The sequence below is a fragment of the Krasilnikovia sp. MM14-A1004 genome (assembly GCF_047159485.1).
In the GTDB taxonomy this organism is placed as follows: domain Bacteria; phylum Actinomycetota; class Actinomycetes; order Mycobacteriales; family Micromonosporaceae; genus Actinoplanes.
In genome coordinates this window covers 5,544,853-5,571,460 of record NZ_AP038773.1, presented here as the reverse complement: position 1 = coordinate 5,571,460, position 26,608 = coordinate 5,544,853, and the positions used below count along the sequence as shown (strand labels likewise).

25 protein-coding genes and 2 tRNA genes are annotated in these 26,608 nt (G+C 72.7%); 13 read left to right on the top strand and 14 right to left on the bottom strand.

Annotated elements, in window-relative coordinates; all coding sequences use genetic code 11:
* Nucleotides 1-96 precede the first annotated feature (96 nt).
* From ACMCNN_RS23890 to ACMCNN_RS23880, 3 genes are all read left to right on the top strand, one after another.
* Complete coding sequence (locus tag ACMCNN_RS23890) at nt 97-471, top strand: response regulator (protein ID WP_412742743.1); 375 nt, start codon at nt 97-99, stop codon at nt 469-471.
* Between the two features lie 108 nt (nt 472-579).
* The gene (locus ACMCNN_RS23885; protein ID WP_412742742.1) at nt 580-1,158 is read left to right on the top strand and encodes a YdeI/OmpD-associated family protein; all 579 of its coding nucleotides are present in this window, start codon (nt 580-582) and stop codon (nt 1,156-1,158) included.
* A gap of 94 nt (nt 1,159-1,252) precedes the next feature.
* Nucleotides 1,253-2,449: a cytochrome P450 family protein gene (locus ACMCNN_RS23880; protein ID WP_412742741.1), complete on the top strand. Its 1,197-nt coding sequence runs from the start codon at nt 1,253-1,255 to the stop codon at nt 2,447-2,449.
* A gap of 71 nt (nt 2,450-2,520) precedes the next feature.
* Here ACMCNN_RS23880 and ACMCNN_RS23875 read toward each other — a convergent pair whose 3' ends face one another.
* Nucleotides 2,521-3,507, bottom strand: coding sequence for an NAD(P)-dependent alcohol dehydrogenase (locus ACMCNN_RS23875; protein WP_412742740.1), 987 nt, complete (start codon nt 3,505-3,507; stop codon nt 2,521-2,523).
* A gap of 128 nt (nt 3,508-3,635) precedes the next feature.
* Here ACMCNN_RS23875 and ACMCNN_RS23870 point away from each other — a divergent pair, with 128 nt between their 5' ends.
* Complete coding sequence (locus ACMCNN_RS23870; protein WP_412742739.1) at nt 3,636-4,316, top strand: TetR/AcrR family transcriptional regulator; 681 nt, start codon at nt 3,636-3,638, stop codon at nt 4,314-4,316.
* A 9-nt stretch (nt 4,317-4,325) separates the two neighbouring features.
* Here ACMCNN_RS23870 and ACMCNN_RS23865 read toward each other — a convergent pair.
* The 6 genes from ACMCNN_RS23865 to ACMCNN_RS23840 all read right to left on the bottom strand — a co-directional run bounded on the left by ACMCNN_RS23865 (nt 4,326) and on the right by ACMCNN_RS23840 (nt 8,500).
* Nucleotides 4,326-4,399, bottom strand: a tRNA-Leu gene (locus tag ACMCNN_RS23865).
* A 46-nt stretch (nt 4,400-4,445) separates the two neighbouring features.
* The gene (locus ACMCNN_RS23860) at nt 4,446-4,889 is read right to left on the bottom strand and encodes an HNH endonuclease (RefSeq protein ID WP_412742738.1); all 444 of its coding nucleotides are present in this window, start codon (nt 4,887-4,889) and stop codon (nt 4,446-4,448) included.
* A 46-nt stretch (nt 4,890-4,935) separates the two neighbouring features.
* Nucleotides 4,936-5,006, bottom strand: a tRNA-Gly gene (locus ACMCNN_RS23855).
* 307 nt (nt 5,007-5,313) lie between these two features.
* On the bottom strand, nt 5,314-6,810 hold the full coding sequence (locus ACMCNN_RS23850; RefSeq protein ID WP_412742737.1) for a phenylacetate--CoA ligase family protein: 1,497 nt from the start codon (nt 6,808-6,810) through the stop codon (nt 5,314-5,316).
* A gap of 63 nt (nt 6,811-6,873) precedes the next feature.
* Nucleotides 6,874-7,389: a hypothetical protein gene (locus tag ACMCNN_RS23845; RefSeq protein ID WP_412742736.1), complete on the bottom strand. Its 516-nt coding sequence runs from the start codon at nt 7,387-7,389 to the stop codon at nt 6,874-6,876.
* A 124-nt stretch (nt 7,390-7,513) separates the two neighbouring features.
* The gene (locus ACMCNN_RS23840) at nt 7,514-8,500 is read right to left on the bottom strand and encodes a hypothetical protein (RefSeq protein ID WP_412742735.1); all 987 of its coding nucleotides are present in this window, start codon (nt 8,498-8,500) and stop codon (nt 7,514-7,516) included.
* 167 nt (nt 8,501-8,667) lie between these two features.
* Between ACMCNN_RS23840 and ACMCNN_RS23835 the strand changes: the two genes are divergently transcribed.
* The 6 genes from ACMCNN_RS23835 to ACMCNN_RS23810 all read left to right on the top strand — a co-directional run bounded on the left by ACMCNN_RS23835 (nt 8,668) and on the right by ACMCNN_RS23810 (nt 15,989).
* Complete coding sequence (locus ACMCNN_RS23835) at nt 8,668-9,447, top strand: LamB/YcsF family protein (RefSeq protein WP_412742734.1); 780 nt, start codon at nt 8,668-8,670, stop codon at nt 9,445-9,447.
* Nucleotides 9,444-10,073 (top strand): 5-oxoprolinase subunit B family protein, encoded by a 630-nt coding sequence (locus ACMCNN_RS23830; RefSeq protein WP_412742733.1) that lies wholly within the window; start codon nt 9,444-9,446, stop codon nt 10,071-10,073. Before ACMCNN_RS23835 ends, ACMCNN_RS23830 begins: the two co-directional genes overlap by 4 nt.
* Nucleotides 10,070-10,927, top strand: coding sequence for a biotin-dependent carboxyltransferase family protein (locus tag ACMCNN_RS23825; protein ID WP_412742732.1), 858 nt, complete (start codon nt 10,070-10,072; stop codon nt 10,925-10,927). The genes ACMCNN_RS23830 and ACMCNN_RS23825 overlap by 4 nt, the downstream gene beginning before the upstream one ends.
* Nucleotides 10,928-11,159: 232 nt before the next feature.
* The gene (locus ACMCNN_RS23820; protein ID WP_412742731.1) at nt 11,160-13,859 is read left to right on the top strand and encodes a transglycosylase domain-containing protein; all 2,700 of its coding nucleotides are present in this window, start codon (nt 11,160-11,162) and stop codon (nt 13,857-13,859) included.
* A complete protein-coding gene (locus tag ACMCNN_RS23815) occupies nt 13,856-14,308 on the top strand; it encodes a YccF domain-containing protein (protein ID WP_412742730.1) in 453 nt (150 codons plus the stop codon). Before ACMCNN_RS23820 ends, ACMCNN_RS23815 begins: the two co-directional genes overlap by 4 nt.
* Nucleotides 14,309-14,387: 79 nt before the next feature.
* Nucleotides 14,388-15,989, top strand: coding sequence for a diguanylate cyclase (locus ACMCNN_RS23810; RefSeq protein WP_412742729.1), 1,602 nt, complete (start codon nt 14,388-14,390; stop codon nt 15,987-15,989).
* Nucleotides 15,990-15,999: 10 nt separating this feature from the next.
* Here ACMCNN_RS23810 and ACMCNN_RS23805 read toward each other — a convergent pair whose 3' ends face one another.
* The 6 genes from ACMCNN_RS23805 to ACMCNN_RS23780 all read right to left on the bottom strand — a co-directional run bounded on the left by ACMCNN_RS23805 (nt 16,000) and on the right by ACMCNN_RS23780 (nt 21,900).
* Nucleotides 16,000-16,344 (bottom strand): DUF2750 domain-containing protein, encoded by a 345-nt coding sequence (locus ACMCNN_RS23805; protein ID WP_412742728.1) that lies wholly within the window; start codon nt 16,342-16,344, stop codon nt 16,000-16,002.
* A gap of 112 nt (nt 16,345-16,456) precedes the next feature.
* Nucleotides 16,457-19,051 (bottom strand): lipopolysaccharide biosynthesis protein, encoded by a 2,595-nt coding sequence (locus ACMCNN_RS23800; RefSeq protein WP_412742727.1) that lies wholly within the window; start codon nt 19,049-19,051, stop codon nt 16,457-16,459.
* A 291-nt stretch (nt 19,052-19,342) separates the two neighbouring features.
* Nucleotides 19,343-20,473, bottom strand: coding sequence for a magnesium and cobalt transport protein CorA (locus ACMCNN_RS23795; RefSeq protein ID WP_412742726.1), 1,131 nt, complete (start codon nt 20,471-20,473; stop codon nt 19,343-19,345).
* A gap of 265 nt (nt 20,474-20,738) precedes the next feature.
* Nucleotides 20,739-21,014, bottom strand: a complete 276-nt coding sequence (locus ACMCNN_RS23790; protein WP_412742725.1) for a hypothetical protein — start codon at nt 21,012-21,014, stop codon at nt 20,739-20,741.
* Between the two features lie 84 nt (nt 21,015-21,098).
* On the bottom strand, nt 21,099-21,329 hold the full coding sequence (locus tag ACMCNN_RS23785) for a DUF2277 domain-containing protein (RefSeq protein WP_130511038.1): 231 nt from the start codon (nt 21,327-21,329) through the stop codon (nt 21,099-21,101).
* Nucleotides 21,330-21,369: 40 nt separating this feature from the next.
* Complete coding sequence (locus ACMCNN_RS23780; protein WP_412742724.1) at nt 21,370-21,900, bottom strand: GNAT family N-acetyltransferase; 531 nt, start codon at nt 21,898-21,900, stop codon at nt 21,370-21,372.
* A 99-nt stretch (nt 21,901-21,999) separates the two neighbouring features.
* On the opposite strand from ACMCNN_RS23780, the gene ACMCNN_RS23775 reads away from it, so the two are divergent.
* From ACMCNN_RS23775 to ACMCNN_RS23765, 3 genes are all read left to right on the top strand, one after another.
* Entirely contained in the window at nt 22,000-23,436 is a 1,437-nt protein-coding gene (locus ACMCNN_RS23775; protein WP_412742723.1) for a beta-N-acetylhexosaminidase, read from the top strand.
* 64 nt (nt 23,437-23,500) lie between these two features.
* Nucleotides 23,501-25,360 carry a M48 family metalloprotease gene (locus ACMCNN_RS23770; protein WP_412742722.1) on the top strand — a complete coding sequence of 620 codons (1,860 nt, stop codon included), beginning with the start codon at nt 23,501-23,503 and terminating at the stop codon, nt 25,358-25,360.
* A gap of 221 nt (nt 25,361-25,581) precedes the next feature.
* A complete protein-coding gene (locus tag ACMCNN_RS23765; RefSeq protein ID WP_412742721.1) occupies nt 25,582-26,043 on the top strand; it encodes a hypothetical protein in 462 nt (153 codons plus the stop codon).
* Nucleotides 26,044-26,058: 15 nt separating this feature from the next.
* On the opposite strand, the gene ACMCNN_RS23760 is transcribed toward ACMCNN_RS23765, so the two are convergent.
* A complete protein-coding gene (locus tag ACMCNN_RS23760; RefSeq protein WP_412742720.1) occupies nt 26,059-26,484 on the bottom strand; it encodes a nitroreductase/quinone reductase family protein in 426 nt (141 codons plus the stop codon).
* Between the last annotated feature and the right edge of the window lie 124 nt (nt 26,485-26,608).

Below are 26,608 nucleotides of genomic sequence, written 5' to 3'. Positions count from 1 at the left end.
CGTAGTAGTCGGCGGCGCTGCATCGGTTCCGCTCATGTGCTCCGGGCCGGGGCCGATGGGAGTTCGTTGCCTCAGGTCTCGGCGAAAGGCGGGCACATGCTGGCCCTGGTGGTGGACGACTCGGGCACGATGCGACGCATCCTGCGCCGGATCGTGAGCGGTTTCGGATTTGCCGTGTACGAGGCGGGCAACGGGCAGGAGGCCCTGGACCTGCTCAACGAGATCCCCTCCGTGCCCGACGTCGCGCTGATCGACTGGAACATGCCGGTCATGGACGGCCTGGAGCTGATCCGTAACGTGCGCAAGATCCAGCCGCTGCGCGACATGTGCATGATGATGGTGACCACCGAGAGCGAGCACAGCCAGATGGTGCGGGCGCTGGCGGCCGGTGCCCACGAGTACGTCCTCAAGCCGTTCACGCCCGAGATCATCCAGCAGAAGCTGGCCTACCTCGGTCTCGTCAGTCCCTGACGCTGCGCCTGCCTTCCGCGTGCGCTCGCGGCCCTCGCCCACGCTGTCGTACCCGCCGGGTAGCTTCGAGTCGCGCACGGCGCAGCCGGCTACCACAGGGGGACCGCGATGACGGACGAGTGTCTGACCTTCGCCTCGGCGGACGACTTCGAGGCCTGGCTGCAGGCGCATCACGATACCGTCGGCGAGGTGTGGGTGGCGTTGCCGAAGAAGGGCACGCCGGTCCCGTCGGTCACCCGGGCCGAGGCGCTGGACGTGGCGCTGTGCTACGGCTGGATCGACGGGAAGTCGTTCAGTGGCAACGTCCCGGACGGCTGGTGGTCGCAGCGGTTCACGCCCCGGCGCAAGCGCAGCACCTGGTCGCAGATCAACTGTGCGCGGGTGGAGCAGCTGATCGCCGAGGGCCGGATGCGCCCGGCCGGGCTCGCCCAGATCGAGGCGGCCAAGGCGGACGGCCGGTGGGACAGGGCGTACTCCCCGCCGAGCGCCACCACGATCCCGGCGGACCTGCGGGCCGCCCTGGACGCCGCACCGGCCGCGGCGGCGGCGTTCGACAAGCTGAGCCGCAGCCGCAGGTTCGAGATCGTGTTCGCGGTCGAGCGGGCGGTACGGCCCGAGACGCGCGCCCGCCGGATCGCCACGCACGTGGCCCAGCTGGGGGCCGGCGAGCCGCACCCCGGCCCGTGACGCCGTCGCGTGCCCACATCGGACTCGGCTCGGGCCGCTCGTTGCCTATACGGGGTAAAGTCATAGACCTTCGCAGATGCGTTCGGAGGGTGTGATGACGCAGCAGCTCACCGAGGACTTCGCCGACCCGGCTTTCCAGGCCAATCCCCACCCCGTGTACGCGCACTGGCGCCGCACCGGCCCGGTGCGACAGGTGCGGCTACCCAACGACATGAACGCCTGGATGGTCACCCGGTACGACGACGGCCGACGGGCGCTGGCCGACCCGCGACTGTCCAAGAAGATTCCGTTCGACGCGGTCAACGCGACGAACACCAATCCGTCGATCTCGGGGGCCATCGCCCGCCACATGCTGTCCTCGGATCCGCCCGTCCACACCCGACTGCGCCGCCTGGTGTCCGCCGTCTTCACGGCCCGGCGGATCGAGGCGTTGCGCCCGCGGGTCGAGGAGATCACCGACGGCCTGCTCGACGACATGCGCGGCCGGGAGACGGTCGACCTCATCGACGCCTTCGCGTTCCCGTTGCCGATCCAGGTCATCTGCGAGCTGATCGGGGTGCCCGCCGCGGACCGCGATCTGTTCCGCACCTGGTCGAACATCATCGTGACCGGTGCCCTGGCCGGCGACCGCCTGCCCGCGGCCGTCCAGGAGATGGTGCTCTACCTGCGCGGCCTGCTGGCCGAACGCCGGGAGCACGGCGGCGACGACCTGATCTCCGGCCTGATCAACGTCCGTGATCAGGAGGATCGGCTGACCGAGGACGAGCTGTCCTCGATGATCTTCCTGTTGCTCGTCGCCGGGCACGAGACGACGGTCAACCTCATCGGCAACGGCGCGCTGATCCTGCTCAGCCAGCGCGAGCGCTGGGAGCGGCTGCGCGACGACCCGGCGCTGCTGCCGACCGCCGTCGAGGAGTTCCTCCGGTATGAGAGCCCCGTCGAGACCTCCACCCTGCGCATCGCCACGGAGGATCTGGAGATCGGCGGCCAGCGCATCGCGGCCGGCGACACGGTGCTCGTCGTGCTGCTGTCGGCCAACCGCGACGAGGACCGGTTCCCCGCACCGGATGACCTGCGCCTGGACCGCGCCCAGAACCCGCACCTCGCGTTCGGGCACGGCATCCACTACTGCCTCGGCGCGCCGCTGGCCCGGCTGGAGGCCCAGATCGCGTTCGGCAAGCTGCAGGCCCGGTACCCCGACATGCGGCTGGCCGTTCCCGAGGAGGAGCTGTCCTGGCGGCCGGGGGTGCTGATGCGCGGCCTGCACGGCCTGCCGGTCATCCCGGCCTGAGACCGCACCGGATCCGCCCGCCGGGGTACGCATCATCCCCGTGACGACGGCATCCCGCGGGCGGCGTCCGGTCACAGGGTGACGACGACCTTCCCGCGGGCGTGTCCTGTCTCGACGTACCGGATCGCCTGCGCCGCCTCGCTCAGCGCGAACGTCCGGTCGATGACCGGCGTGACCTTCGAGGCCTCGGCGAGTTCACGCACCGTCGCGAGGCGGGTCCGGTCGATCTCTGCCGTGACGGTCCGAATCCGCTGCCGGATGAGCGGTCCGGTCAGCTTGGCCCGGATGATGAGCCCGACCGGCCCGACCAGGCTGCCGCCGGTGAACACCCCGCCGCCCGCAAGCACGAGGACGCCGGTGGGGGTGAGGGCCCGGCGCAGGTCGCCCAGCGACCGGTTCCCGACCAGGTCGAGCACGACGTCGTGGGCGTGCGCGGCACGGGTGAAGTCGGCTCGCTGGTAGTCGACGACCTCATCGGCGCCGAGCTGCCGGACCAGGTCGACGTTGCGGCCGCTGCACACCCCGGTCACGGACGCGCCGAGCGCCTTGGCGAGCTGGACGGCGAACGTGCCCACCCCGCCGGATGCGCCGTTGACGAGGACCCGGTGCCCGGGCCGTACCCCGCCTTCATCGCGCAGACCCATGAGTGCGGTGGTGGCGGCCATGGGGAGCGCCGCGGCCTGGTCGAATGTCAGGTTGGCGGGCTTGGGCTCGATGTCGTCGGCCGCGACGGCCACGTACTCGGCGAACGTCGCCGGGGCCGCCCCGAACACCTCGTCGCCGGGGCGGAACCGGGTCACCCCGGCGCCGACCGCCTCGACGCGACCGGCGAAGTCCCGGCCGCGGATCGGCACCCGCGGCTCGCGCCGCCCGAACACGGAGCCCGCCATCAGCCGGGCGATGTACGGGTCACCCCGCATGACGTGCCAGTCGTACGCGTTGACGGCCGCCGCGTGCACCCGGACGAGCACCTCGCGGTCCCCGGCGACGGGCGGGTCGACGTCCTGGAACGCCAGCACGTCGGATGAGCCGTACCGGTCCTGCACGATTGCCTTCACGTGACGCTCCGTTCACTCCCGAGGTGGGGTGTACGGTGTACACCCTGCCTGGAACACGGTAGGTGTACGCCGTACACCTGTCAAGCGGGCCGGAGCGGTCTGCAAGGCTGCGACCGGAGGTGGTCGGTGTGGGTGAGGCCGTGGACGCGTCGCCGAGAACGCCGCTGAGCAGAGATCGCGTGCTGCGCGCCGCGGTCGCGCGTGCCGACGAAGCCGGCATCGACGCGCTCAGCATGCGCAAACTCGCCCAGGAGCTCGGCGTGGTGCCCATGGCGCTCTACAAGCACGTGGCCAACAAGGAGGAACTGCTCGACGGGATGATCGACGTCGTGGTGGCCGAGATCGACCCGCCGGCCGCGGGCGCCGATTGGAAGACGGCCATCCGGGAGCGCATCCTCCACGCGCGGAAGGTGCTGCTGCGTCACCCATGGGCGTCGCAGGTGATCGAGTCACGCGTCACGCCCACCCCGGCGGTGCTGCGGTACATGGACTCGATGATCGGTGCGTTCCGCCGCGGCGGGCTCAGCCTCGACCTCACCCATCACGCCATGCACGCGCTGGGCAGCCGGCTCTGGGGCTTCAGCCAGGAGGTGTACAACACCCCCGGGGCCGGTCCGGCCGATCCGGAGGTGCAGGCCGTCATGCTCGGCGAGATGCGGGCGCGGTATCCGTACGTCACCGAGCTGGCGACGGCGGTGTCGCACGACGACGCGTCCATCGTGGGGGGCGGCTGCGACGACCAGTTCGAGTTCGAGTTCGCCCTGGACATCCTGCTCGACGGCTTCGATCGCCTCCACCAGCGCACCTGAGCGGCGGCGTACCCTCGGCGGGATTCGAACCCGCACCGCCGGCGCGCTCAACGCCGTGCCTCTCCCGGTTGGGCCACGAGGGTGTGAGTCCGGGCCGGCGGGGGTAGCGAAGACCCGCCGGCCCGGACCTCAGCGCGTGGCGAGCTGCGCCCAGCCGGGGATCCCGGGGGAGATTCGCAGCGGCATCCCGGCCTCGGCCGGGGTGCGGTCGCCCTTGCGCTGGTTGCACGGACCGCACGCGGCGACCGTGTTCTGCCAGGTGTTTGCCCCACCGCGCGAGCGCGGCAGGACGTGGTCGATGGTGGACGCGGCGCCGCCGCAGTAGCCGCACCGGCGCTTGTCCCGGGCGAGCACGCCCGGCCGGGACCAGCCCGGACCGCGGCCGTACCGCCAGCGGGTCACCACGTACGCGATGAGCCGCACCACCCGGGGCACCGGATACACGCCGATGAGCCGGTCCGGCTCTGCCTCGTGCACCTCGGCCACCCTGCGGCACAGCATCCGTACCGCGTGCTTGAGGGTGACCCGGTGCAGCGGACCGAGGTCGGCGTTGAGAACGAGGACTGCGGTCACCGGGCCCACCCCCCTTCGTGGTGTCGTCGTGGCGTGGTGACGAGAGAGCGGCTACGGGGAGTCGAACCCCGGTCTCCGCCATGGCAAGGCGGCGCACTGCCGTTGTGCTACAACCGCGAGGTGAACGGGAAACAATTCCGGGCACGAAAAAGCCGCCCGGACTCGGTGAGGGAGGCGGGGCGGCCGGACGCAATCGTTGCCGCGTCAGCCGCTCCGGCGCTCCATGTCACTACCTCGGAGCTGCCAATTCATCGCCACCAGGGGGAGGGAGAGCTGTTCCCGCGCCATCCCGGTCAGGGTGATTGCGTCATTCGGTCGACACGACATGGTGGTTCCACTCCCTTCAGGTTGGCCGCCCCGCAGCGTCGGAACACAGTCTGCGCAATGACACCGGTGCGCGCCAGCGAATAATGTGGAGCGCAGTTCAGTGCCCGGCGGGCGGCCGGGTGTAGCGGTGTTTGACTCCCGGCGGGAAGAACTCCGGGTCGCCCGCGGGCCGCAGCACGAGCACCGGGGTCTGGTAACCGTCCGGGACGTAGTGGGCGAACTCGCTGTTGAGCCGCAGCAGCTCGGCGCGGATCGACTCCGCGAGGACGGCAGCCAGACCGGCGTCCGGGTGCACGCCGGGGGCCAGCTCGACCACGATGCGCAGCCGCCGGTCGTGGTCGGCGTCCTCCACGACGTCGAGCACGAACTTGCCGGTCACCCGGTCGCTCACCGCGGGCCGTTCCAGGCCGACCGTGACGTTCTCGGGATAGACGTTCGCGCCGAAGAACGACACAGTGAACAGCGAGCGGCCGAAGACGTACACGAACGGCAGCGGCGGCGCGTCGCGCTCGCCGCGCGGCCCGGGGTCGAAGCCGTGCCGGGCGCAGAACTCCAGCAGCTCGTCGTGGCCGACCAGCCCGCCCTCGTCGGCGATGTGGTAGCGGATCAGCGGCACCGCGCCGTCGCAGGTGAACAGCAGCGTGCCCGCGTGCGTCTCGAAGAACCGGCTGGCCGGGTCGTACTGCACCAGGGTGGGCAGCCGGTCGGAGCCGAACAACTCCCTCGCCGCCCGCGGGTCGCGGGCCAGGAACCGCCGCACCGCGATGCTCAGCGGCGTCTCGGTGCCCAGCACACCCGCGTCCGCGGTGCCGTACAGCGAGGCCGAGTCGCGGACGGGGTCACCCATCCCGGCGCGCCCGCCCACCAGGTCGCGCCACTGCTCGCTGAACACCTCACCCGCCAGCACCAGCTTGATCCGGTAGCGGGCCCAGTCGACGCCGCGCGCGGCGCCCACGTCGATGACGTTCTTGAGGAACGGCGGATAACCCAGCAACACCACCTGATCCACGTACGGTCCCAGCTCCGGCAGCACCCGCAGGATCTCGTCGATGTCGTTGCCCGGAGTGACCACGGTGAGCGGGTATCCCTTGGCGGCGAGGTGGCGGCAGCAGGCCGTGGTGTACATGCCGCCGACCCAGCTGCCCAGCGCGAAACACACCACGGCCAGGGTGCGCCGCTCGTCGGCCCGGAAGCTCCCGTGGAAGACCTGCTCGAAGCGGGCGGCGACGGCCCGTTCGTCGAGCACCGAACGCGGCCAGATCGTCGGCGTACCGGACGAGCCGGAGGAGACCGCGACCATGTCGCACCCGTCCAGTCTGCCGCCGCGGCACAGCTGCGGCAGGGCGTACCGCTGGTGGTAGTTGGTCTTTGTCAGCAGCGGCAGGCGGGCGAGATCGGCCGGGCCCCGGATGGTGCGCGGGTCGATGCCGTGGCCGCGCAACAGATCCGCGTACGCCGGGACCGTGGCCGCGGCGTCGTGAAAGAGCTCCCACGCCCGCTGCGCCGGTGCCTCCGGCCCGGCGGATGCGGGTGGTGCTTCGTAGAACTCCCGCATCCCCGCCAGCATTCGGGTGGCCCGGTCCTGGTCGCGCATTCTCGCCTCCCACCGGCAGGACTCCGGGTCCCATACTGCCGTCCCGAGCCGCCGTGCGGGATTTCAGGCGTGCCACAACATTCCGTGTCCGAGCAGCCGGGACAGCAGCAGCGCGGTCCACACCAGCAGGTCTGCCAGGCCGAGCAGGACGGCGACCACCGCGGCCGGGCGGCCCCACCGCCCCGGCGTGCCGCGTCGCAGCGCGGCCACACCGAGCCCGATGGCCAGCGGCCCGAACAGGGGGTTGAAGAGGAACAACCCCACCGTGCCGCACATCACGGCCGCGGCCGTGCGACCGTCCAGGGGTATGGGGTTGAGTTCGTCCTCGGGCGCCACGTCGGTCACCACCTCGGTCACCACCATGGTGCGAGCCGCCGTCGTGGCGTCCCGGCGGGCGGGAGGCGGTGGCAGGGTGCCGCGGACCCGGCGGCGGGCACGGATCTCCCGGCCGCGGGTCAGCAGCAGCGCCACCGCGCCGGACAACGCCGCCAGGGCGATCATGATGAACGGATGGCCACTGAGCATCGCCGTGCCGGTCATGATGACGAGCAGGGCCAGCGCGCCTGTCAACAGCTCCACCACAGCTCCTTCCGGAATCGTCTGCAGTGGAGTTACCCGGTCGGCCCCGGCCCATGCAGTGTTCCGGAATGAACACGACTGAGCCCGCCGGGCGGGTGCCCGGCGGGCTCAGCGGTTCAGAGGATTACCTGGTGTAGCGGTACTTCAGCCACGGCCCTGTCGTGCTGGTGTTCAGCGAGTCGCCGGCGAACTTCGCGCGCGTGCGCCACTTCGACCCGACGGGGTGGGTGCCGCGGATCCACGCCGCGGCCACGCTCTCGTCCTGCACGCGGGCGCAGGTCAGCGTCCCGGCCGTGCGCCACTTGCCGTTGCGGTAGCGCTGCAGGGTGAACGTCAGGCAGCCGCCGGTCTTGTCCGGCGTCACGCGGGCCCCGAACAGCGGGTCGACCTTCGACCGGAAGACCTTGTACCCGTGCGACGTCTTGTAGTAGTACGCCATGACCTCCTCCAGGCGGACCCCGGCGGTGGCCGTCCGCGAGACGCCCGCCGGGGCGTACCACTGGTCACCGGCGAAGACGGCGCGGAAGCTGGTGCGGCGGGTCATCCTCCAGGTGGCCGTGGCCACCCCGGAGGAGTTGGCGGTGACGCAGCGGATCAGCGTACGGCTGGCGTCGGCGGGCGTGGCGTACAGGCAGACGCGCCGGCTGTCGTGGGTCTTGCCGAGCTTGGCCGTGATGGTGGCCGTGGCGCCGTACTTGTAGTTGGCGGCGTTGGTGGACAGGCTCAGCGCGGTGGCGGCGCGGGAGACCGTGACCGTGGCCGTCGTGCTGGTGGCCGCGAAGTTCGCGTCGCCGTCGAAGCTGATCGTGTACGTGTTCGTGCCGCCGACGGTCGCGATGTCCATGACGGTGAAGACTCCGGCGCCGAGCGTGGTGACGTCGGGCAGGGCGTGGTTTCCGGCCAGGTCGTGCTTGCTGACATGGAGCTGCAGGCCGACGCCACCCGTGAACGTGCCGGTCAGGGTGACGGACCCGTTGCGGGCGACGGACCCCGGCCCGTTGGCCGTGATCGTGCTGGGTGCCGGGTCGGCGAAGGCGGGCGCGGCGGGGGCCGCGACCGCGATGCTCACCAGCGTTGCCAGGCCGACCTGTCCCCATCGACGAGTGTCCACCCGCGGGTACCTCCGAGTTCGTGGCGGCCGGGGCGTGTCCCGGCGCGATCCGAGGCGGAAGTTCGGCAGGCTCGCGGTATACCTGAGCGAAAGCTGAGTACCCTGCGAGCCGATGCGACAGACGAGTGGCGGACCTCACAGATCGGCTGACAGGAAAGGACACCGGCATGGCCGCGGCCGTCGACCTCAACAGCGACCTCGGTGAGGGCTTCGGTGCCTGGGCGCTCGGCGACGACGAGGCGATGCTCGACGTGGTGACCAGCGCCAACCTGGCCTGCGGGTTCCACGCGGGCGACCCCCGCACGCTGCTGGCGACGTGCGCCGAGGCGGTCGCCCGCGGCGTCGTGATCGGGGCTCAGGTGGCCTACCGGGACCTGGCCGGGTTCGGCCGCCGGTTCATCGACTACGAGCCCGCCGACCTGGTCGCCGACGTGCTGTACCAGATCGGCGCGCTGGACGGCCTGGCCCGCGCGGCGGGCGGCCGGGTCCGCTACGTCAAGCCGCACGGCGCCCTCTACAACGCGATCGTGCACCACGAGGAGCAGGCCGCCGCCGTGGTCGAGGCGGTGTACCGGTACGACCCCGCGCTGCCGGTGCTGGGCCTGCCCGGCTCGGTGTTCCTGCGGACGGCCGCGGCGGCGGGGCTGACCACTCGCGGTGAGGCGTTCGCGGACCGCGGGTACACACCGCAGGGCACGTTGGTGCCCCGGCGGGAGGCGGGCGCGCTGCTGCACGACCCCGCCGAGGTGGCCGAGCGGATGGTCCGGCTGGTCACGGCGGGCGAGCTGACCGCAGTGGACGGTACGGTCCTGCCGGTCCGTGCGGACTCCCTCTGCGTGCACGGCGACTCGCCGGGGGCCGTGGCGATGGCCCGAGCCGTAGCGGGGGCGCTGACCGCGGCGGGCGTGCGGCTGGCGCCGTTCACGACCGATACCGTACGGGGATGAGTCCCCCGCGCTTGCTGCCCTGCGGGCGGGAGGCGGTGCTGGTCGAGGTCGACGGGCTCGACGCGGCCCTCGCCCTGTCCGCGGCCCTGCGTACGGCGGCCCTGCCCGGCGTGGTCGACCTGGTGCCCGCCGCGCGGACCGTGCTGGTCCGGCTCGATCCGGACACCACGTCGCCGGACGCGGTACGCGCGGCCATCGCGCGGTTGCCCGCCGACCGGCACGACGCCCCGGACCAGGGCGTCGTGGAGATTCCCGTCCGGTACGACGGCCCCGATCTCGCCGAGGTCGCCACGCGCACCGGGCTCTCCACGGACGAGGTGGTGGCGGCGCACACCGGGACGCCGTGGACCGTCGCGTTCGCCGGGTTCGCGCCCGGCTTCGCGTACCTGACCGGGGGCGATCTGCGGCTGGAGGTGCCGCGCCGGGACACGCCGCGTACCCGCATCCCCGGCGGATCGGTGGGGCTGGCGGGCCGGTTCTCCGGCGTGTACCCGGCCGACAGCCCCGGCGGGTGGCAGCTCGTCGGCCGTACCGACGTGCGGGTGTGGGATCTCGACCGGCCCCGCCCGGCCCTGCTGGTGCCCGGCATGCGGGTGCGGTTCCGGGCGGTGACGGAGTGCGGATGAGCGTGCTGCGGCCAGGGCCGCTGACCGTACTGAAGGATCGTGGGCGGCCCGGCCGGGCGGCGCTGGGGGTGGCGCCGTCGGGTGCGGCGGACCGTGGCGCCTTCGACCGTGCCAACGCGCTGGTCGGCAACGCGCCCGGGGCGGCGGCGCTGGAGATCGTGCTGGGTGGGCTGCGGGTCCGCTTCGACGCTCCGGCGGTCGTGGCGCTGGCCGGTACGGATGCGGTGCTGACCGTGGACGGGCGGCCCACCGGCGCCGAGTCCGTGGTGCGGGTGGCGGCGGGCGCCGAGGTGGGCGTCACCGCGCCGCGCCGGGGGCTGCGCAGCTACCTGGCGGTCCGGGGCGGCTTCGCGGTCGCGCCGGTGCTCGGGTCCCGGTCGACCGACCTGCTGGCCGGGCTGGGCCCGCCCCGGCTGGCGGCCGGTGACGTCCTGCCGGTGGGCGACGCCCCACCCGATGCGGCTTCTCCCGGCCGGGCGGGGCGCGCAGCCGCGGAACGCGGCGGGGACGTGGCCGTGCTGGAGGTCGATCTCGGGCCGCGCGACGATTGGTTCACCGCCGACGCGGTCGCGACCTTCCTCGACGCCGAGTACACGGTGAGCCCGGCGGGTGACGCGGTCGGGCTGCGGCTGTCCGGCCCGGCGCTGGCCCGCCGCCACACGCGGGAGCTGCCCAGCGAGGGGGTGGTCCGCGGGTCGGTGCAGGTGCCGCCGGACGGGATGCCGATCGTCTTCCAGGCGGACCACCCGCTGACCGGCGGCTACCCGGTGATCGCGGTGCTGACGCCGGCGTCGGCCGACCGCGCGGCGCAGCTGCGTCCGGGTCGCCGGGTGGTGTTCCGGCGCGCCGCCTGACCGTCACGGTGTGTACGCATCAAGAAGTGACATGTTTCACTGGATAGATTTGCAACCTTGGCGAAACAGCAGGTCAACAGGCATTTTTCTGGTGTGCCGAGATTGTTGCGGAGAGTGCTTGCCGTGCCCATGCCACTGATCGGCAGCCGTCTTCGTCCTGGTCTGTATGGACGAGCCAACGGATCAACCCGAGCGGCGACGGCGACGGTGGCGGGGACGGCACCGGAAGTCCGTGCGGATTGTGGGACGCCTGCTCGCCATCGTGTTGTTCTACTGCGGCGCGGGAGCGGCGACGGCCGAGGCGTACGTGGACTCGGTCCCGCTGCCCGGCGATCCGGTCGCCCCGCAGGCGTCCGTGCTGTACTACCGCGACGGCCGGACGGTCCTCGACCGGGTGGGCACCTACGACCACAGCGACGTGCCGCTGTCCGCCGTACCGTCGGCGGTGCGCAAGGCCGTGCTCGCCGCCGAGGATCGCGACTTCTACCAGCACGCGGGCGTCTCCGCGCGGGGCGTGCTGCGGGCCGCCGTCGCGGTCGCCCACGGTGGACGCCAGGGCGCCTCGACCATCACCCAGCAGTACGTGCGCAACGCCTACCTGACGCAGGACTTCTCCCTCGACCGCAAGGCCCGCGAACTGGCCCTCGCCGTCAAGCTGGAACGGCAGCTCGGCAAGGACGAGATCCTGTCCCGCTACCTCAACACGATCTACTTCGGCCGCCGCGCGTACGGCATCGCCGCCGCCGCACACGCGTACTTCGGGGTCACCCCGGAACAGCTGACGCCCGCGCAGGCCGCGGTGCTGGCCGCCGTCATCAAGGACCCGACGGGATTCGATCCCGCGGTCGACCCGGCGGCGGCGCGGGAGCGCTGGGAATGGGTGGTCTCCGCCCAGTACAAGCTCGGCTGGCTGCGCGGCGACGTCCGGTACCCGGCGATCGCACCCACCAACCCGCCGGACGCCGGCCCGGCGGGTCTGGTCGTGGACCGGGTGGAGCGGGAACTGGCGGCGCACGGCGTCTCCGCGCAGACCCTGCACACCCGCGGCCTGTCCGTCGTCACCACCCTGGACCCGGCCGCCCAGGAGGCGGCCGGCACGCTGATCCGGGCGCAGCTCGGCAAGCAGCCCGCCGGGCTGCAGGCCGCGCTGGTCGCGCTGGACCCCACCACCGGAGGGGTACGGGCCTACTACGGCGGCGACAAGGGCCGCGGCTACTTCGACCAGGCGGCTGCCCCGCACCCGGCCGCCGCCACCTTCAAGCCGATCGTGCTGGCCGCGGCCGAGCACGCGGGCATCGGCTACCGGTCCCGCTGGGACGGCAGTTCGCCGCGGCTGTTCCCGAGCCGCAACGGCGTGCCGCTGAACAACCCCGGCAACCGGCAGTGCGGCGACTGCACCCTGGAACAGGCGATGGTGCAGTCGCTGAACACGCCCTTCTACGCGGTGACCGAGCGCATCGGCGCGGACCGGGTCCGCGACATGGCCGTCAACCTCGGCGTCTCCCCGCGCTACGACGGCCGTACGTCCATGGTGGACGTCAAGGGCGATCCGCAGCCCGGCCGCACCCGGCCGGACATCGCGATGGGCCGGTACCCGGTCACCCCGAGCGACCTGGCCAGCGTCTTCGCCACGTTCGCCGCGGGCGGGGTACGTAACGACCGGTACTTCGTCGAGTCGGCCCGCGACCCCGGCGGCCGTACGGTATGGGCGGCCGCCCCGCGCGGACGGACCGTGCTGGACCCGGGGATCGCCGCCGACGTCTCCACGGTGCTGCAGTCCGTGGTCAAGGGCGACGGCGTGGTGCCCGAGCGGCCCGCCGCGGGCAAGACCGGCACCCAGCAGTGGGCGGACACCAAGGACAACCAGGACGCGTGGATGGCCGGGTACACCCCGGACCTGGCCGCCGCCGTGTGGGTCGGCAAGGCCGTGCCGGGGCCGATCCGCGACAACAAGGGCAGCCCGATCAAGGGTGAGACCGTGCCCGCCCGGCTGTGGCGCGACTTCGTGGACGACTCGCTGCACGACGCGCCCAAACGGGCCCTGCCCCGGCCGGGGAATGTCGGGCGTACCGATGTCGGCGACGCCGGACGCAGCCCGGACTCCGTCGCCGACAAGCACGACGCGCCGCCCGGCTTCGCGCCCGTGGTGCACACTGCGCACACCGGCAAGCGGCTCGCCCTCACGTTCGACGACGGGCCGTCACCGGACACCCCGCGGATCCTGGACCGGCTGGCCAAGTACCACATCCGGGCCGTGTTCTGCGTGGTCGGGGAGAACGTCGCGCAGTATCCCGGCATCGTGCGGCGGATCGTGGCCGAGGGGCACCTGCTGTGCAACCACTCCACCCATCACGACGCGTTGGGCAAGCTGCCGCCCGACAAGGTCGCGGAGGACATCGCCGCGACCGACGCGGCGCTCGCGGCGGCCGTACCGGGGGAGACCGTGACGTACTTCCGGGCGCCGTTCGGGGACTGGGGGGTGTCGGCGAAGGTCGGCGCGCAGCTCGGACACACGCCCCTGGGCTGGCTGGTCGACCCGGACGACTGGAAGCTGCCCGGCGCCGACGTCATCGCATCCCGGATCGAGCAGCAGCTCACCGAACGGGCCGTGGTGCTGGTGCACGACGGCGGTGGCGACCGCGCGCAGACCGTCGAGGCACTGACCGGGCTGATCCCGAAGCTGCTGGGCCAGGGCTGGACGTTCGACCTGCCGGAGACCACCCAGCCCGGGCACCGGCTGCCCGCCGCCGCGCCGAACTCCCCGGAGGACGGCTCCGCCGCGTCCGCGGGACCCACCGCGTCGGCGGAGCCCACCGCGTCGGCGTCACCCAGCGGGCCGGCCCCACCCAGCGGGTCCGCGCCGCCCACCCCGCCGGAGAGTTCCGCCGACGCGCCGGAGTGTGCGACGGACTGCGCGGAGCCACCGACATGACGCCCTTGGCATACGCGGCGACCACGGTGGCGCGAACGGGTCATGCTGAACCGGTGCGCCTGATTCTCAACGTACTGTGGCTGATCTTCGGAAGTGGGCTGCTGCTGGCCATCGGCTACGGCATCGCCGCGCTGGTCTGTTTCGCACTGATCGTCACCATCCCGTTCGGCGTCGCCTCGCTGCGGCTGGCCGGTTACGCACTGTGGCCGTTCGGCCGCACGATCGTCACCCGCCCCAGCGCGGGGGTGGCCTCGGGCATCGCCAACGTGCTGTGGGTGCTGATCGCCGGCTGGTGGCTGGCGCTTGCCCACATCACCGCGGGTGTCGTGCTGTGCGTCACGATCATCGGGATCCCCTTCGGCATCGCCAACTTCAAGCTGGTCCCGGCCGCGTTCTGGCCGCTCGGCCGGCAGATCGTCGACCTCGATGAGGCGCCCGCGATCCGGTAATCCGGAGGCGATCGAGGCCGATCGGAAACGGTGGGAGAGCCGGTAGCCGGAGGCGGCGAGCAAGGCGGGAGGTACAGCGATGGACGGTGGTGCGCTGAGCGCCGAGGAGCTGTCCGCCGCCCTGCTGGAGCTGGAGGAGCGGGTCGTCGACGACGCCGAGGCCGGCTACGCGACCGCGTCCCGTATCGAACAGCAGGCTCTGGAGATCGGCGACGAGGGCCTGCGGATGCGCGCCCGGCTGTCCCGGACCGCCATGGGCGTGCGGATCGGCAACCTCGCCGGGACCGCCCGCAAGCTCCAGGAGATCCGGGAGTGGGCGGTCCGGCACGACGACCGGCTGCTGCAGGCCCGTACCCATCTGATCAGTTCGGTGATCGAGCGGATGGTCGGCGACGCGGCCAAGTCCCTGGAGCACGCGCTGAGCGCGGTGGAGCTGCTCGACGAGTCCGCCACCGCGTACACGCAGATCAACCACCGCACCAAGCTGGCCGACGCGCTGGCGCTCACCGGCGCGATGGACGCGGCCCGGCAGCGTTACCGCCAGGTCGAGGAGCTGGCCCGCGAGGAGCAACAGTGGGGGCGGCTGATGGTGCTGCTCAACAACTGGGCGTTTGCCGAGCACGCCGCCGGGGAGTTCGTCCGCGCGCAGGACATCGCGGGCCGGATGGTGGAGCTGGCCGAGGCCCAGGGTTTCGACCTCGACCCGGCGGCCCTGCACACGCTCGCCGACATCCAGGTCGCCCTCGGCGAGTACGGCGAGGCCGAACAGACGATGCTGGCCAGCATCGCCCGGCACGAGTCCGGGCAGGTGGACGACGCCGACGACCTGGCCTACTTCCTGCTCACGCTGGCCCGCGCCCAGCGCGGCCTCGGCGCCACGGACCGGGCCCAGGAGACCCTGGAGAAGTGCCGGGTGCTGTGCGACGAGAGCGGCCTGCACGGGGTGCTGGTCCAGGTGTACGAGGAGCAGGCCGAGCTGTACGCGGCGGCGGGCGACTTCGCCGCGGCGTTCGCCGCGCAGAAGGTGTTCGTCACCGCCCAGGAGCGGCTGCGCTCGCAGGAGCGGGACGCGCAGGTGCAGACCCGGCACGCGATCTTCGAGACCGCGGAGGCGCGGGAGGACGCCGAGCGCTTCCGTGAGCAGGCCCGCCGCGACCCCCTGACGGGCCTGCGCAACCGGCGCTACGTCGACGAGGAACTGTCCGCGATGATCGCCGCGGACCCCGGCCTCAGCGTGGCGCTGGTCGACATCGACCACTTCAAGCGGATCAACGACACGCTGTCGCACGACACCGGGGACCAGGTGCTGGCGCAGCTGGCGAGGCTGTTGGAGAGCGGTCTGGCCGCCGCCGTCCCGGCGGGCTTCGTCGCCCGCCTCGGCGGTGAGGAGTTCCTGCTGGTGCTGCCCGCCACCCCCGTCGCCGTCGCGGTCGCCAAGCTCGACGCCATCCGGCAGGCGGTCAGCGACCATGCGTGGCCGGAACTGCCCGACGGCTGGTGCGTCACGGTCAGCATCGGCGTCGCGGGCGCCGGGGAGACCTTTCCCGCCAGCCAGTCCGCCGCGCTGGCGACGGCCGACCGCAACCTCTACGCCGCCAAGGACCAGGGCCGCAACCGGGTGATCTCCGGGACTCCGCCGGAGCGCCGCCCGCGGATCTACCGCGACCGCGACGTCAGCTGAGCCACGCCCGTCACGCGGCGAACCATTCGGCGACCTCCGCGGGTGGCAGGTCGAAGCCGGTGGCCAGGGGGCCGGACCAGTTCACCCCGACCAGCACGCCGTCGCGGTCGAGGGCGGGCAGCCAGTGGTCTAGCCAGTCGGCCAGCGCGATTTCCGTGATCCGCAGATCCGCGTACGCGGGGACCTGCGTGACGATGCGCCGGGCCCGGGTCGGCTTGGACCAGAACGGCATGGCGCGCCGGCCGTCGGCGTCGCACGGGGCCGGGTAGCCCCGATCGTCGCGGACGGTCCAGACCCGGCCCTCCCGGGGCACCTCCCGCTGGAACGCCGAGGTGTGAGCTCTGCTGAGCGACATGCCCCCATGGTCGGCGGAACACCGGCGCTCCCGCAGGAAAACGGGACGAACCGCCCGATAGGGGTTAGGCGCGCGGCCGGCGGGGGCGGCCGGCCGCGCGAGCCGGTGCGACCTAGCGGGCGGCCATGATGAGCGCGGCCGGGTCCGTGCAGACCAGATCCAGCGCCCGGGCCACGATCGCCGGGTCGAACGTCGAGGCGTGGAACGTCGCCTCCAGGTGCAGCACCCCGTTCATCTCCGAGGTGGTGAGGGTGATCCCCTCCGCGCCGTTCAGGGTGGGCACGCTCTGGTTGACGCGCCCGGCGGGCTCGACCGCCCACGGCAGGTCGGACAGCATGTCGTGGCGCCCCTGGTTGCTGAACGTCAGCCGCGGACGCGGCTCCGCCGCAGCCTCGGTGGGGTACGGGTCCGGCAGGCCCGGCGCCCCGGTCACCAGGATCTTCGTCTCGCGCAGCAGCATGATGGTCAGCATCTTGCCGCTGGCCAGCTCCGCCTTGAGCGCGGTGTGGATGTCCCGCGGGTCGGTGAGGTCGGAGGGGGACAGCACCGGGCCCCAGCAGAAGTTGCTGTCGATGCTGACGCCCTTCTCCAGGTAGCGGCGGGCATCGGCCAGGAACGTCGCGGCCGAGGTGTCCGGGTTCAGGCCCAGCTGCTGCAGCGCCGCGGTGAACGCCGCGAACGTGATGGCCGAGGTGGTCACGCCCGGCGCGTGCTCGTCACGCCACACCCGCATCTTGCCCAGCACCTCGGCCGAGCGGGCCGTCTCCACGGTCAGCTGCGCGGTCCACGGGCGCATCACCGCGTCGTCACCGGCCTGCGGCGGACGGGCGATCCGCAGGCTCTCCCGGATCTTGCCGACCTTCAGCCCGTACGTCTTCCACCACGCCTTGGGCAGCGCGCTGCGGTGCCGCTGCATCGGCGCGATGGACGCGGCCCGGCCCTCGGCTGCCGCCTGGACCAGCTCGTGCACCAGCGTGTTCACCGGACCGGCGTCGCCGTACGCGTGGGCCACCTTCAGCGCCATGTAGCCGCCGCCGACCAGGATCCGCACCGGGTGGTGGGCACGCTGCTCGGACTGCAGGATCCGGGTCATCTCGTCGAAGTCCACCGGGCCGTCACCGAGGTCGGTCACCGCCTCCTGCACGTACGCCGCGAACGTGGGCGCGTCCAGGTGGATCCAGCGGCCGCCGGAACGGTCCAGCCGCGACACCGCCCGGTGCGTCGGGTCCGCCGCGTGCAGCCCGATCAGCGCGTCGCGCAGACCCTGCGCGGTGACGCCGACCAGCGGGCCGACCGTACGGATGTACTCCAGCGCCACCCAGGAACGCTCGCGCAGGGTCAGGCTGGTGGTGGACATGGTTCCCTCCGGGTTCTCGGCCGCCGCGTCGCGCCGCGAGGGCAGGACGACACGCAGCACGGTCGGTGCGACGAGAACAGTCTCGATCGCCATCACGATCGCCACCCAGGTGACGAGCGAGGTCAGACTTCCGCGGCTGCCGCCGTACCAGGCGGCCAGCAGTTCGGCGACACCGGCGAACACGGAGAAGATGCCGGCGCCCCGCACCCGGTCCTGCACGCGGGAGATCGCCAGGAAGAAGTGGTGGAAGACGAACGGCACGTACGTCAGGGTCAGGATCGCCAGCGCGCTGCTGGCGCTGCGGGCGTAGTTCGCGCCGAACACCGACATGATCGGCTCGGCCAGCAGCGCCACCACGATCGCGACCGGCAGGCCGCCGCCCAGGCAGATCAGCAGGCCCATGCGTACCTTGGAACGCAGCGCCGCCTTGTCACCGCTGGCCACCGCGAACAGGGTCAGCGCCACGTTGCCCGGCACCATCGCCAGGAACGACAGCACCATGAACGCGGTGTAGAACGACGCGTTCGCCTCCGCGGACAGCACCGCGGTGACCACCAGCGGCAGCGCCGCCCGGGGCAGGTATGTCGCGAGGTTCAGCAGGTTGTGGTCGAAGGTGGCCCTGCCCCGGCCGCGCAGCAGCGCGGGGGAGGGGCGCAGCGAGTCGACCATGTTCCGGCGGCGCAGCACCCGGGCCAGCATGGCCACCGACAGCACGATGCCCGCGATCCAGGTGAGCGTCAGCATGCTGCCGGTCAGCTTGATCGGCAGCAGCACCAGTAGGCCGAGCAGGACCAGCTTGCTCACCGCGAACCAGGCGTTGCGGGTCAGCTGCATCGGGCCCTGCAACAGGCCGACCAGCGCCTCGTCCAGCACCAGGGTCACCGCGTTGAGCGCGATGCCGAAGACCAGCAGCACGGTCGCGGCCGTCCCGCCCATCGCGTCCTTGAGCTGCGGCAGCGCCAGGTGCGCCAGCGCCACGTACGCGAGCCCGCCGACGGTCGCCGCGGCGCCCGCCACCAGCAGGCACGTCGAGATCAGGTCCCAGCGGCGCTTCTGCATGGTCGGCAGGTCCGAGATGAGCATGGTGCCCATGCCGAACATGCCGATGGTGCCGATCAGCGTCATCGCGGAGACCGCGGCGGATGCCTCACCCACCGCCTCCGTCGACGCGGTCCGCGCCGCGACCCACCAGTACGCGAAGCCGAGCAGCGAGGTGATGACCGTGGTGGCCATCAGCGAGCCCGCGTTCAGCAGAAGATCGAGGTGGCCCTTGAGTTTGCCCAGGATGCCGGGCTGCTGGGCCAGCGGGCCGGCCTCCACGCTCGGCGGCATCGACTCCGTCGCGGTCACGCGTCAGCTCCGGCCGTCGGTCGCGGCCACACCATGTTCTCCACTACCGCCCCCAGTAGGTGATCTGCCGGAAACGGTAGTTACACCGCGTATTCGACGGCTAGGGGAGAGCGGTTCGCGTTGGGCTTCCGTCCGGAGTCGAAGAGTGCGGTTCCGGTCGATGCGGGGGCGTCCGTTCGGCCGATGTTTGGGGATTTCTGGGACCTCATCGGCCCCAATAATCACGCGGTGTCACGGCGAGTCCGGCACTGTGTCGCCGACGTGACGTTCGCCTCCCCCGATAACGGAGCGTCACAGCCACCCCACCCGCTTGAGGCGGCGGTGCAGGGCGACCGCAGCGATCACCATCACCGCCACCACCCCGTAGTAGCCGTACCGCCAGTGCAGTTCCGGCATGAAGTCGAAGTTCATGCCGTAGATGCCCGCGATGGCGGTCTGCACCGCCGCGATCGCCGCCCACGAGGCGATCTTGCGCATGTCGTTGTTCTGGTCGACGGAGACCTGCGCGAGCCGCGCCTGCAGGATCGAGTTGAGCAGGTCGTCGAAGCCCGCCACCCGGTCCACCGCCCGGGCCAGGCGCCCCCGCACGTCCGCGAAGTACGGGCGCAGCGGCCCCGGCAGCGCCTCGCCGCCGAGCAGCCGGTGCAGCGGCTCCTGCAACGGCAGCACCGCCCGCTTGAACTCGACCATCTCCCGCTTGAGCTGGTAGATGTGCGCGATGTCGGGTTTGCCGTCGGCCGCGAAGGCGCTCTCCTCCAGCCGTTCCAGGTCCTTCTCCACGTGCCCGGCCACGTCGAGGTAGAGGTCGACCATCCGGCTGCAGACGGCGTACCCGACGGCCCACGGCCCGTGTGCCAGCAGCGCGGTCCGGCGTTCCAGGTCCTCGCGGACGGGCGCGAGCGCCCCGGCGGCCCCGTGCCGGACCGTGATGGCGAAATGGTCGCCCAGGAACACCGTCACATCGCCGGTGTCCACCACCTCCGACGTGGCGGTCAGCTCGTCGTGCTCCACGTACGCGGCCGTGCGCAGGACCAGGCGCGTCACCCCGCCGGTCACCTCGACGGCGGGCCGGTGCCCGGCGGCGACCGCCTGCCCGACGGTCAGTTCGTGCAGGCCGAACGTTTCGGCGATCGAGGTCATCAACGTCTCGTCCGGCTCGTGCAGGCCGAGCCAGACGAACCCGCCGCGGTGCCGGCGCGCCTGGCGGCGGGCGTCGGAGTAGTGCGGGCGGCCCGGCCGGCGCACCCCGTCGACGTAGACCGCGCAGTCGATCACGGCGGCCGGGTTGGCGCGGCGCGGCGCGGGAATGCGGGGCTCCTGGCGACCCTCGAAGAGCCCCCGCCCCTGCAGGAAGCGGCTGAATGGGCCAGGGATCCGCCGCTCGGGCGCGAGCCCGCGCTCGCGTCGCCGCCAACCCAGCATCCGTGCACCTCCGTCGCCTCGCCTGCGCCGGGGGCCGACGTTAGCGGCCGGGCGCACGCGGGTTCACGCAGGTCCACCGCAGGGTGGGCTGAAGGGATGAGCCGCACATGGACGGATCGGCGCCCCCGTGGCGCCGATCCGCAGCAAGAAACCTACCGCTAGCCTCCGACAGTTTCGGTGCCGTCACGCAGACACCCCCCGACCGGCGGAGGCCGGCATGGCACCGCGCCGGCCGGCGGACTCCGCAACGGCCGGCGCGGGCCGGTCAGTGGACGCCGTAGACCGCGTCGACCACGCCGAGCGCCCAGGTCATCCGCCTGGCCGCGGTGTCGGGGTACTCGCCGTACTCGCCGGCGACGTCGGCGGCGCAGCCGCGCACGCCGCCGTGGCTGCGCAGGGCGGTCCGGATGGCCGAGGTGACCTCCGAGCGACTCGGCGCGACGCCGGTCGGCAGCGTGCTCATGTACAGCGCTTCCGCGCGGGCGGCGGTCAGCGGGGCGGTCACGGTGCCGGCGGTCTTCGGGGCGGTCATGGTGCTCATCTCGGGGTCCTCCCTCCAGCGGGTCATACACCCAGAAGAGCCGCGGGCGCCGCGAGACGTACACCGAGTTTTGTCAGCTGCCGGTCAGTCGTGCGCGGCGCGGGCCGGGCCGGAGCGCACCACCAGGTGTTCCAGCAGGTCCTTGGTCGCCGCGGTGACCGCGGTCACAGCGGCGTCGAACGCCTGCGCGTTGTGCGCGGCAGGGGCCCGGAAACCGGAGATCTTGCGTACGTACTGCAGCGCGGCGGCGCGGATCTCCGCGTCGGTGACATCGCTGGTGTACGGCTCGCGGAGGGTCTTGATGCTTCGGCACATGGGCCTATCGTCGCCCGTCGTACGCGTGTCGCAAAGCCGGTCAGAGCGGCCGGGCCCGTACGTGGTCGTCGTGCCACTGGTCGCCGACCAGGAACCGCTTGGTGCCGATGACCTCGAAACCGTGCTTGGTGTAGAACCGGGCGGCCCGCACGTTCTGCTGGTTGACCCCCAGCCAGCAGGTCACCGCGCCGGTGCCGGCGGCCGCCGCCATCGTGGCGGCCATCAGTGCCGCGGCGGTGCCGCTGCCGTGGCTGCCCTCCAGCACGTAGAACTTGCTCAGTTCGATGCTGGGCTGCGCCGTGACGACCGCGCGCACGTCCACGTCGGCGATCGGGCCGGACACCAGCATCGCGTAGCCGACCGGCTTGCCGTCGTCCTCGGCCAGCAGCAGGATCCGGTCGCCGTCGGCGAGGTAGTCCGCGAACCGCGACGCGGACAGGTGCTGGGCGATGAAGGCGTCGACGTCGGACTGGGGGGTGCCGGGCGGGCAGGCCAGACCGAACGTGCGGGCGGCGACGTCGTGCAGCTCGGCCGCGTCGTCCGCCACCGCGCGCCGCGTGGTGATCGGCATGGCGCCACGATAGCTGCCGCGGCGCGCGCGGCGGATTCCGGCGTACACGTGAACTGGAAACAGGCCTTAGAGTCGGGCGCACGAGGAGCGGAGGGTCGAATGCGGGGACTCGGCGACGTGATCCCGGTGCCGGCGCGGGTGCGGCCGGTCCCGGCCGCGGCCTTCACGATCGATCCGGGTACGGCGGTCCGCGCCGCACCAGGCACGGCGGCGGTCGCGGAGCACCTGGCCGGGGCGCTGCGGGCGGCGACCGGTCACCGCGTGCCGGTGGACGGCGACGGCGCAATCCGGCTGGTGCTCGAAGACGGCCACGGCGCCGAGGGCTACTCGCTGGAGGTACGCCCCGACGCGGTGATCGTGGCGGCGCAGACCCCGGCGGGCCTATTCGCGGCGGTGCAGACCGTGCGCCAGCTACTGCCGGTCGCCGGGACGGGCGACGCCGTGCTGCCGGGCGGCCGGATCGAGGACCGGCCCCGGTTCGCCTACCGCGGCGTGATGCTGGACCTGGCCCGGCACTTCTTCACACCGGACGAGGTGCGCTCGTTCATCGACGCGATCGTCCCGTTCAAGATCAATCACCTGCATCTGCACCTGACCGACGACCAGGGCTGGCGGCTGGAGATCGCGGGCTGGCCCCGGCTCACCGAGGTCAGCGGCGGCCCCGGCACCGGCGTCGGCGGCACCGGACCCGGCTTCCTCACCGCGGCCGAGTACGCAGAGCTCGTCGCGTACGCGGCGGACCGGTTCGTCACCGTCGTGCCGGAGATCGACATGCCCGGACACGTCAACGCGGCCCAGGTGGCGTACCCGGAGCTGACCCGCGACGGTCTTGCGGTGCCGCCGCGCCACGACCGGGCCGTCGGTTACAGCTCGCTGTGCGTCGACAAAGAGGAGACGTACGCGTTCGTCGAGGACGTCATCCGCGAGGTCGCGGCGCTGACGCCGGGGCCGTACCTGCACATCGGCGGCGACGAGGCCGACGCCACCAGCGCCGAGGACTACCGCGCGTTCCTGCACCGGGTGCTGCCGCTGGTCGCCAAGTACGGCAAACGCGCCGTCGGCTGGCACGAGGTGGCCGCGGCGGAGCTGCCCGTAGTGCCGCAGTTCTGGCGTACCGCGGCGGACGACGCAGGGGTGGCCCGTGCCGTCGCGGGCGGCGGCCAGGTCATCATGTCCCCGGCCGACCGCACGTACCTCGACATGAAGTACGACGCGGACAGCCCGCTCGGACTGGACTGGGCCGGACTGCTCGACGTGGCCCGCGCGTACGACTGGGATCCGGCGACCCGGCTCCCCGGCGTCGGTGAGCGGGCCGTGCTAGGCGTCGAGGCTCCGCTGTGGTCGGAGACCCTGGGCAGCCTCGCCGACGTACAGACGATGACGTTCCCGCGACTGCCCGCGATCGCCGAGGTGGCCTGGTCGCCGCAGGCCGTACGGGACTGGGCGTCGTTCCGTCGCCGCCTGGCCACGTTCGGTCCGCGCTGGACGGCGCAGGGGATCGCCTACCACCGGTCACCGGAGGTTCCCTGGGCGTGAACGTCCCCTCGTGCGGGTCGCCGGGGAGTGACGGCGCGCCGGGGCCGCCTCTAGGCTTGCCCGCGTGGACGACGGGCACGGCGCACGGGCGATGACGTCGGCCGTCGCGCTGGCCGGGTTCCTCGCCGTCGCGGTGGCCCAGCTCGCGCTGGTGGCGGTGCTGGTCCTGCTCCTGCTGGCGATGCTGCCCGGCACGCTCGCCGCGCAGGTCGGCGCGCCGCTGTGCATGGCCACCGTCGGGGTGCTGGCCTACGCGACGTGGCGGGCCCTGCACACCCGGCACACGAACCCCGCCGGGGTGCCGGTGAGCCGCGCCGACGCCCCCCATCTGTGGGACCTGCTGGACGCGGCCGCGACCGCCGCCGGCACCCGCGCGCCGGACACCGTCACGGTCGTCGCCGGGGCCGCCGCCACGCTGCGCGAACGCAGCCGCCTGCTCGGGCTCGTCGGTGGCCGCCGCGACCTCTACCTGGGACTGCCGCTGCTGCAGGCGTGGGACGTCGCTCGCCTGCGCGCGGTCATGGCGCACGAGCTGGCCCACTTCTCCGGCCGCCACGGGCGGCTCGCGCCGCTGGCGTACCGGGGGCGGGTGGCGGTCGGCCGCAGCATCCCCCGGATCAGCCGCCGCAACCCGGCCGGGCCGGTGCTGCGCGCCTACGCGCGGCTGTACCGGCGGCTCGACGCGCCGTTCAGCCGGGCCCGGGAGTTCCACGCCGACCGGGTCGCTGCCGAGTTCGCCGGTGGCGCGGCCGCCGCCGCGGTCCTCACCGACCTGCCCACCCTGGACGCCCTGCAACACCTGTTCCGCACCGAGTACGTCGCCCCCGGCTGGCAGGCCGGGCACACCCCGGACGACCTGTTCGGCGGCTTCCTGCGGATGCTGGCCGCCCGCGCCGACGAGGCGGCTCGGCTGCGGGCCCGTCCGCTGCCCGCACCGGGACCGTGGGACACCCACCCACCGGCGGCCGAGCGCCTCGCCGCCCTCCCGGCCGTCCCCGAGCCCCCGCCCGGTCCCGATGCCGAGCCGGTGCCCGACCTGCCCGGACTCGGGCGCGCGCTGCAGGCGGTCGCCTACCCGCCGCAGGGGCGTACCGCCGTGGACTGGGACACCTTCTTCGGCGCGGCCCGGACCTCCGAGATGGAACGCGAGGCCGAGGCCGCCCTGGCGACCATCTCCCGTGCCGCCGGGGTGCCCGTGACCAGCGCGGCCGACGTCCTCGACCTCGCCGCCGACGGACGGCTCCGCAAGGTCGCCGAGTCGGTACTGCCGGACCTGCCCGCCGACGAGGCCGCAGCCCGGGAGTCGGAGCTGATCACGCTGCTGCTGGCGCTCGCCGCGCTGCGCAGCGGCGTCGCCCGCTGGCGGCACAACTGGACGGGTACGGCCGAACTCGTCGCCCTCGACGGCGGCCACTTCGACCTGTCCGGGCCCGCGGCGCTGGTCACCGACCCCGCCACGGTCGCGGAGGCCCGGGACCGGCTGGCCGCGCTCGGCGTCGATCCGGCCGCGACCGGTGGCCCGTCGGCGGACGGCCGGGCGGAGGTCGTCGGCGGGATCGTCAACCTGGTGGTCGACGGCGCTCGTACGGATGTACTCATCGTGGACACCGGGCTGTTCCTGGTGCCCGGACTGCCCCGCGCGCACAACGGCTCGGCGAAGCGGCGGCTCGCCCGGTTCGCGGCCGCCGACGCCGGTGAACGTGAGGCGGCGGCGCCGGGCAGCCGGTTCCTGCCGTACACGGAGGTGGCCGGTGCGGCCCGGACCCGCCGCGCCCCGCGCGCCTGGGATCTGCGGCTGCGCGACGGCGCCACGCTGAACGTGCGGGCGGCACTGGACTCCGACGAACTGCCCGGCGGGTGGGCGGCCCTCGACGACGCGGTGGCCTTTCTCGCGCGTACGCGCGAAACGTCCGACCTCGGCTGAACCGGCCGGGCAACCGTTGCGTGCCTACCAATAGGCGCCGACTTCCGACGTATCAGCAACCGGACCGCCGGTTCGGGCCACACTGACACTCAGGGGCTTGTGTCCTGCACCGAGCGCAGCGAGAGCGTGTCCGGACAAGTTTGCATGACCGTCGCTCAAGTTGGGTAGATCGATTTCCGAGCTGAACGGGATGCTTCCAGTAACCAGGGGAGGGGGCGCCGATGAACCGGGAACCGTTGGCGCTCTTCGGGGCGATCGTCGCGGTCGGACTCGGCCCCGCGATGTGGCTGGGTGCCCAGTTCGGACCGGTCGCCGCCCCGCCCGCCGACACGCCGCCCGTGGTCGTGCAGCAGCACTCGGGCAAGAGCGCTGGAGGCGCCGGTGCCGCCGCGCCGGAGGACCCGGCCATCGTGCTGGACACCCGGCCCCGCAACCGGATCGCCCCGCTGGCGGGCACCCCCCGGGCGCGCAAGTCGCCCAGCCCGGCACCCACGGCCACCACGCCGTCCGTGGTGCCGACCGGTACATCCACCGCCCCGGCCCCGTTGCCGTCGTCGAGCCCGGACCCGACCGCCACGCCGAGCGACCCGGGCACCGAGCCGACCGGTGGCGCCGGGTCGGCGAGCCCGTCGCCCACCCCGACGGGGTCCGGTGTCCAGGAGGAGCTTGCGGATCCGTCCTGACCGTTGGGCGGTGGTCTAGCTCGGCGCGGCGTCGTCCGTGAGCGCCACGACCGGGATCGTGCGCCCGGCCTTCTGCTCGTGCTCGGTGAAGAACGGATTGTCCTGCTTGATCCGCGCCCACTGCCGGTCGTAGTCCACGCCGGTCAGCGGGGTGGCCAGAGCCGCGTACGTGCGGCCGGGCAGTTCGACCGTGACGTGCGGGTCGGCGACCAGGTTCCGGTACCACTGCGGATCCGTGGCCGCCCCGGCGTTGGACGCGATGACCAGCAGCCGCCCGTCGTCCGCCACGTACATCATCGGGCTGGTCCGGGGCTGGCCGGTGCGGCGCCCCCGCGTGGTGAGCAGCAGCAGTTTACGGTCGCCGATGGATGCGCCGCCGTCGGCCCGGAAGGTCTCGATGAGCGTGCGGTTGTAGGCCAGGATGTCGTCGGGCATGGTCATCGGTCGGATCCCCCGGTGCTCGTCGATGGACGGAACAGTGCCAAACTCAGCGGCCAAAAAGGACATACAGAGTTCATCTGGTACGCCTTGGAGGTGGCTCCCCGGCCCCCCATTACGTATTCTG

Excerpts from the sequence above, each read along its gene's own strand:
- ACMCNN_RS23765 (WP_412742721.1), top strand. The coding sequence starts at position 25,582 with ATGAACCGGGAACCGTTGGCGCTCTTCGGGGCGATCGTCGCGGTCGGA.
- ACMCNN_RS23810 (WP_412742729.1), top strand. The coding sequence starts at position 14,388 with ATGGACGGTGGTGCGCTGAGCGCCGAGGAGCTGTCCGCCGCCCTGCTG.
- ACMCNN_RS23780 (WP_412742724.1), bottom strand. The coding sequence starts at position 21,900 with ATGCCGATCACCACGCGGCGCGCGGTGGCGGACGACGCGGCCGAGCTG.
- ACMCNN_RS23795 (WP_412742726.1), bottom strand. The coding sequence starts at position 20,473 with ATGCTGGGTTGGCGGCGACGCGAGCGCGGGCTCGCGCCCGAGCGGCGG.
- ACMCNN_RS23805 (WP_412742728.1), bottom strand. The coding sequence starts at position 16,344 with ATGTCGCTCAGCAGAGCTCACACCTCGGCGTTCCAGCGGGAGGTGCCC.
- ACMCNN_RS23790 (WP_412742725.1), bottom strand. The coding sequence starts at position 21,014 with ATGAGCACCATGACCGCCCCGAAGACCGCCGGCACCGTGACCGCCCCG.
- ACMCNN_RS23815 (WP_412742730.1), top strand. The coding sequence starts at position 13,856 with ATGACGCCCTTGGCATACGCGGCGACCACGGTGGCGCGAACGGGTCAT.
- ACMCNN_RS23830 (WP_412742733.1), top strand. The coding sequence starts at position 9,444 with ATGAGTCCCCCGCGCTTGCTGCCCTGCGGGCGGGAGGCGGTGCTGGTC.
- ACMCNN_RS23785 (WP_130511038.1), bottom strand. The coding sequence starts at position 21,329 with ATGTGCCGAAGCATCAAGACCCTCCGCGAGCCGTACACCAGCGATGTC.
- ACMCNN_RS23835 (WP_412742734.1), top strand. The coding sequence starts at position 8,668 with ATGGCCGCGGCCGTCGACCTCAACAGCGACCTCGGTGAGGGCTTCGGT.
- ACMCNN_RS23760 (WP_412742720.1), bottom strand. The coding sequence starts at position 26,484 with ATGACCATGCCCGACGACATCCTGGCCTACAACCGCACGCTCATCGAG.
- ACMCNN_RS23880 (WP_412742741.1), top strand. The coding sequence starts at position 1,253 with ATGACGCAGCAGCTCACCGAGGACTTCGCCGACCCGGCTTTCCAGGCC.
- ACMCNN_RS23825 (WP_412742732.1), top strand. The coding sequence starts at position 10,070 with ATGAGCGTGCTGCGGCCAGGGCCGCTGACCGTACTGAAGGATCGTGGG.
- ACMCNN_RS23885 (WP_412742742.1), top strand. The coding sequence starts at position 580 with ATGACGGACGAGTGTCTGACCTTCGCCTCGGCGGACGACTTCGAGGCC.
- ACMCNN_RS23850 (WP_412742737.1), bottom strand. The coding sequence starts at position 6,810 with ATGCGCGACCAGGACCGGGCCACCCGAATGCTGGCGGGGATGCGGGAG.
- ACMCNN_RS23890 (WP_412742743.1), top strand. The coding sequence starts at position 97 with ATGCTGGCCCTGGTGGTGGACGACTCGGGCACGATGCGACGCATCCTG.
- ACMCNN_RS23775 (WP_412742723.1), top strand. The coding sequence starts at position 22,000 with ATGCGGGGACTCGGCGACGTGATCCCGGTGCCGGCGCGGGTGCGGCCG.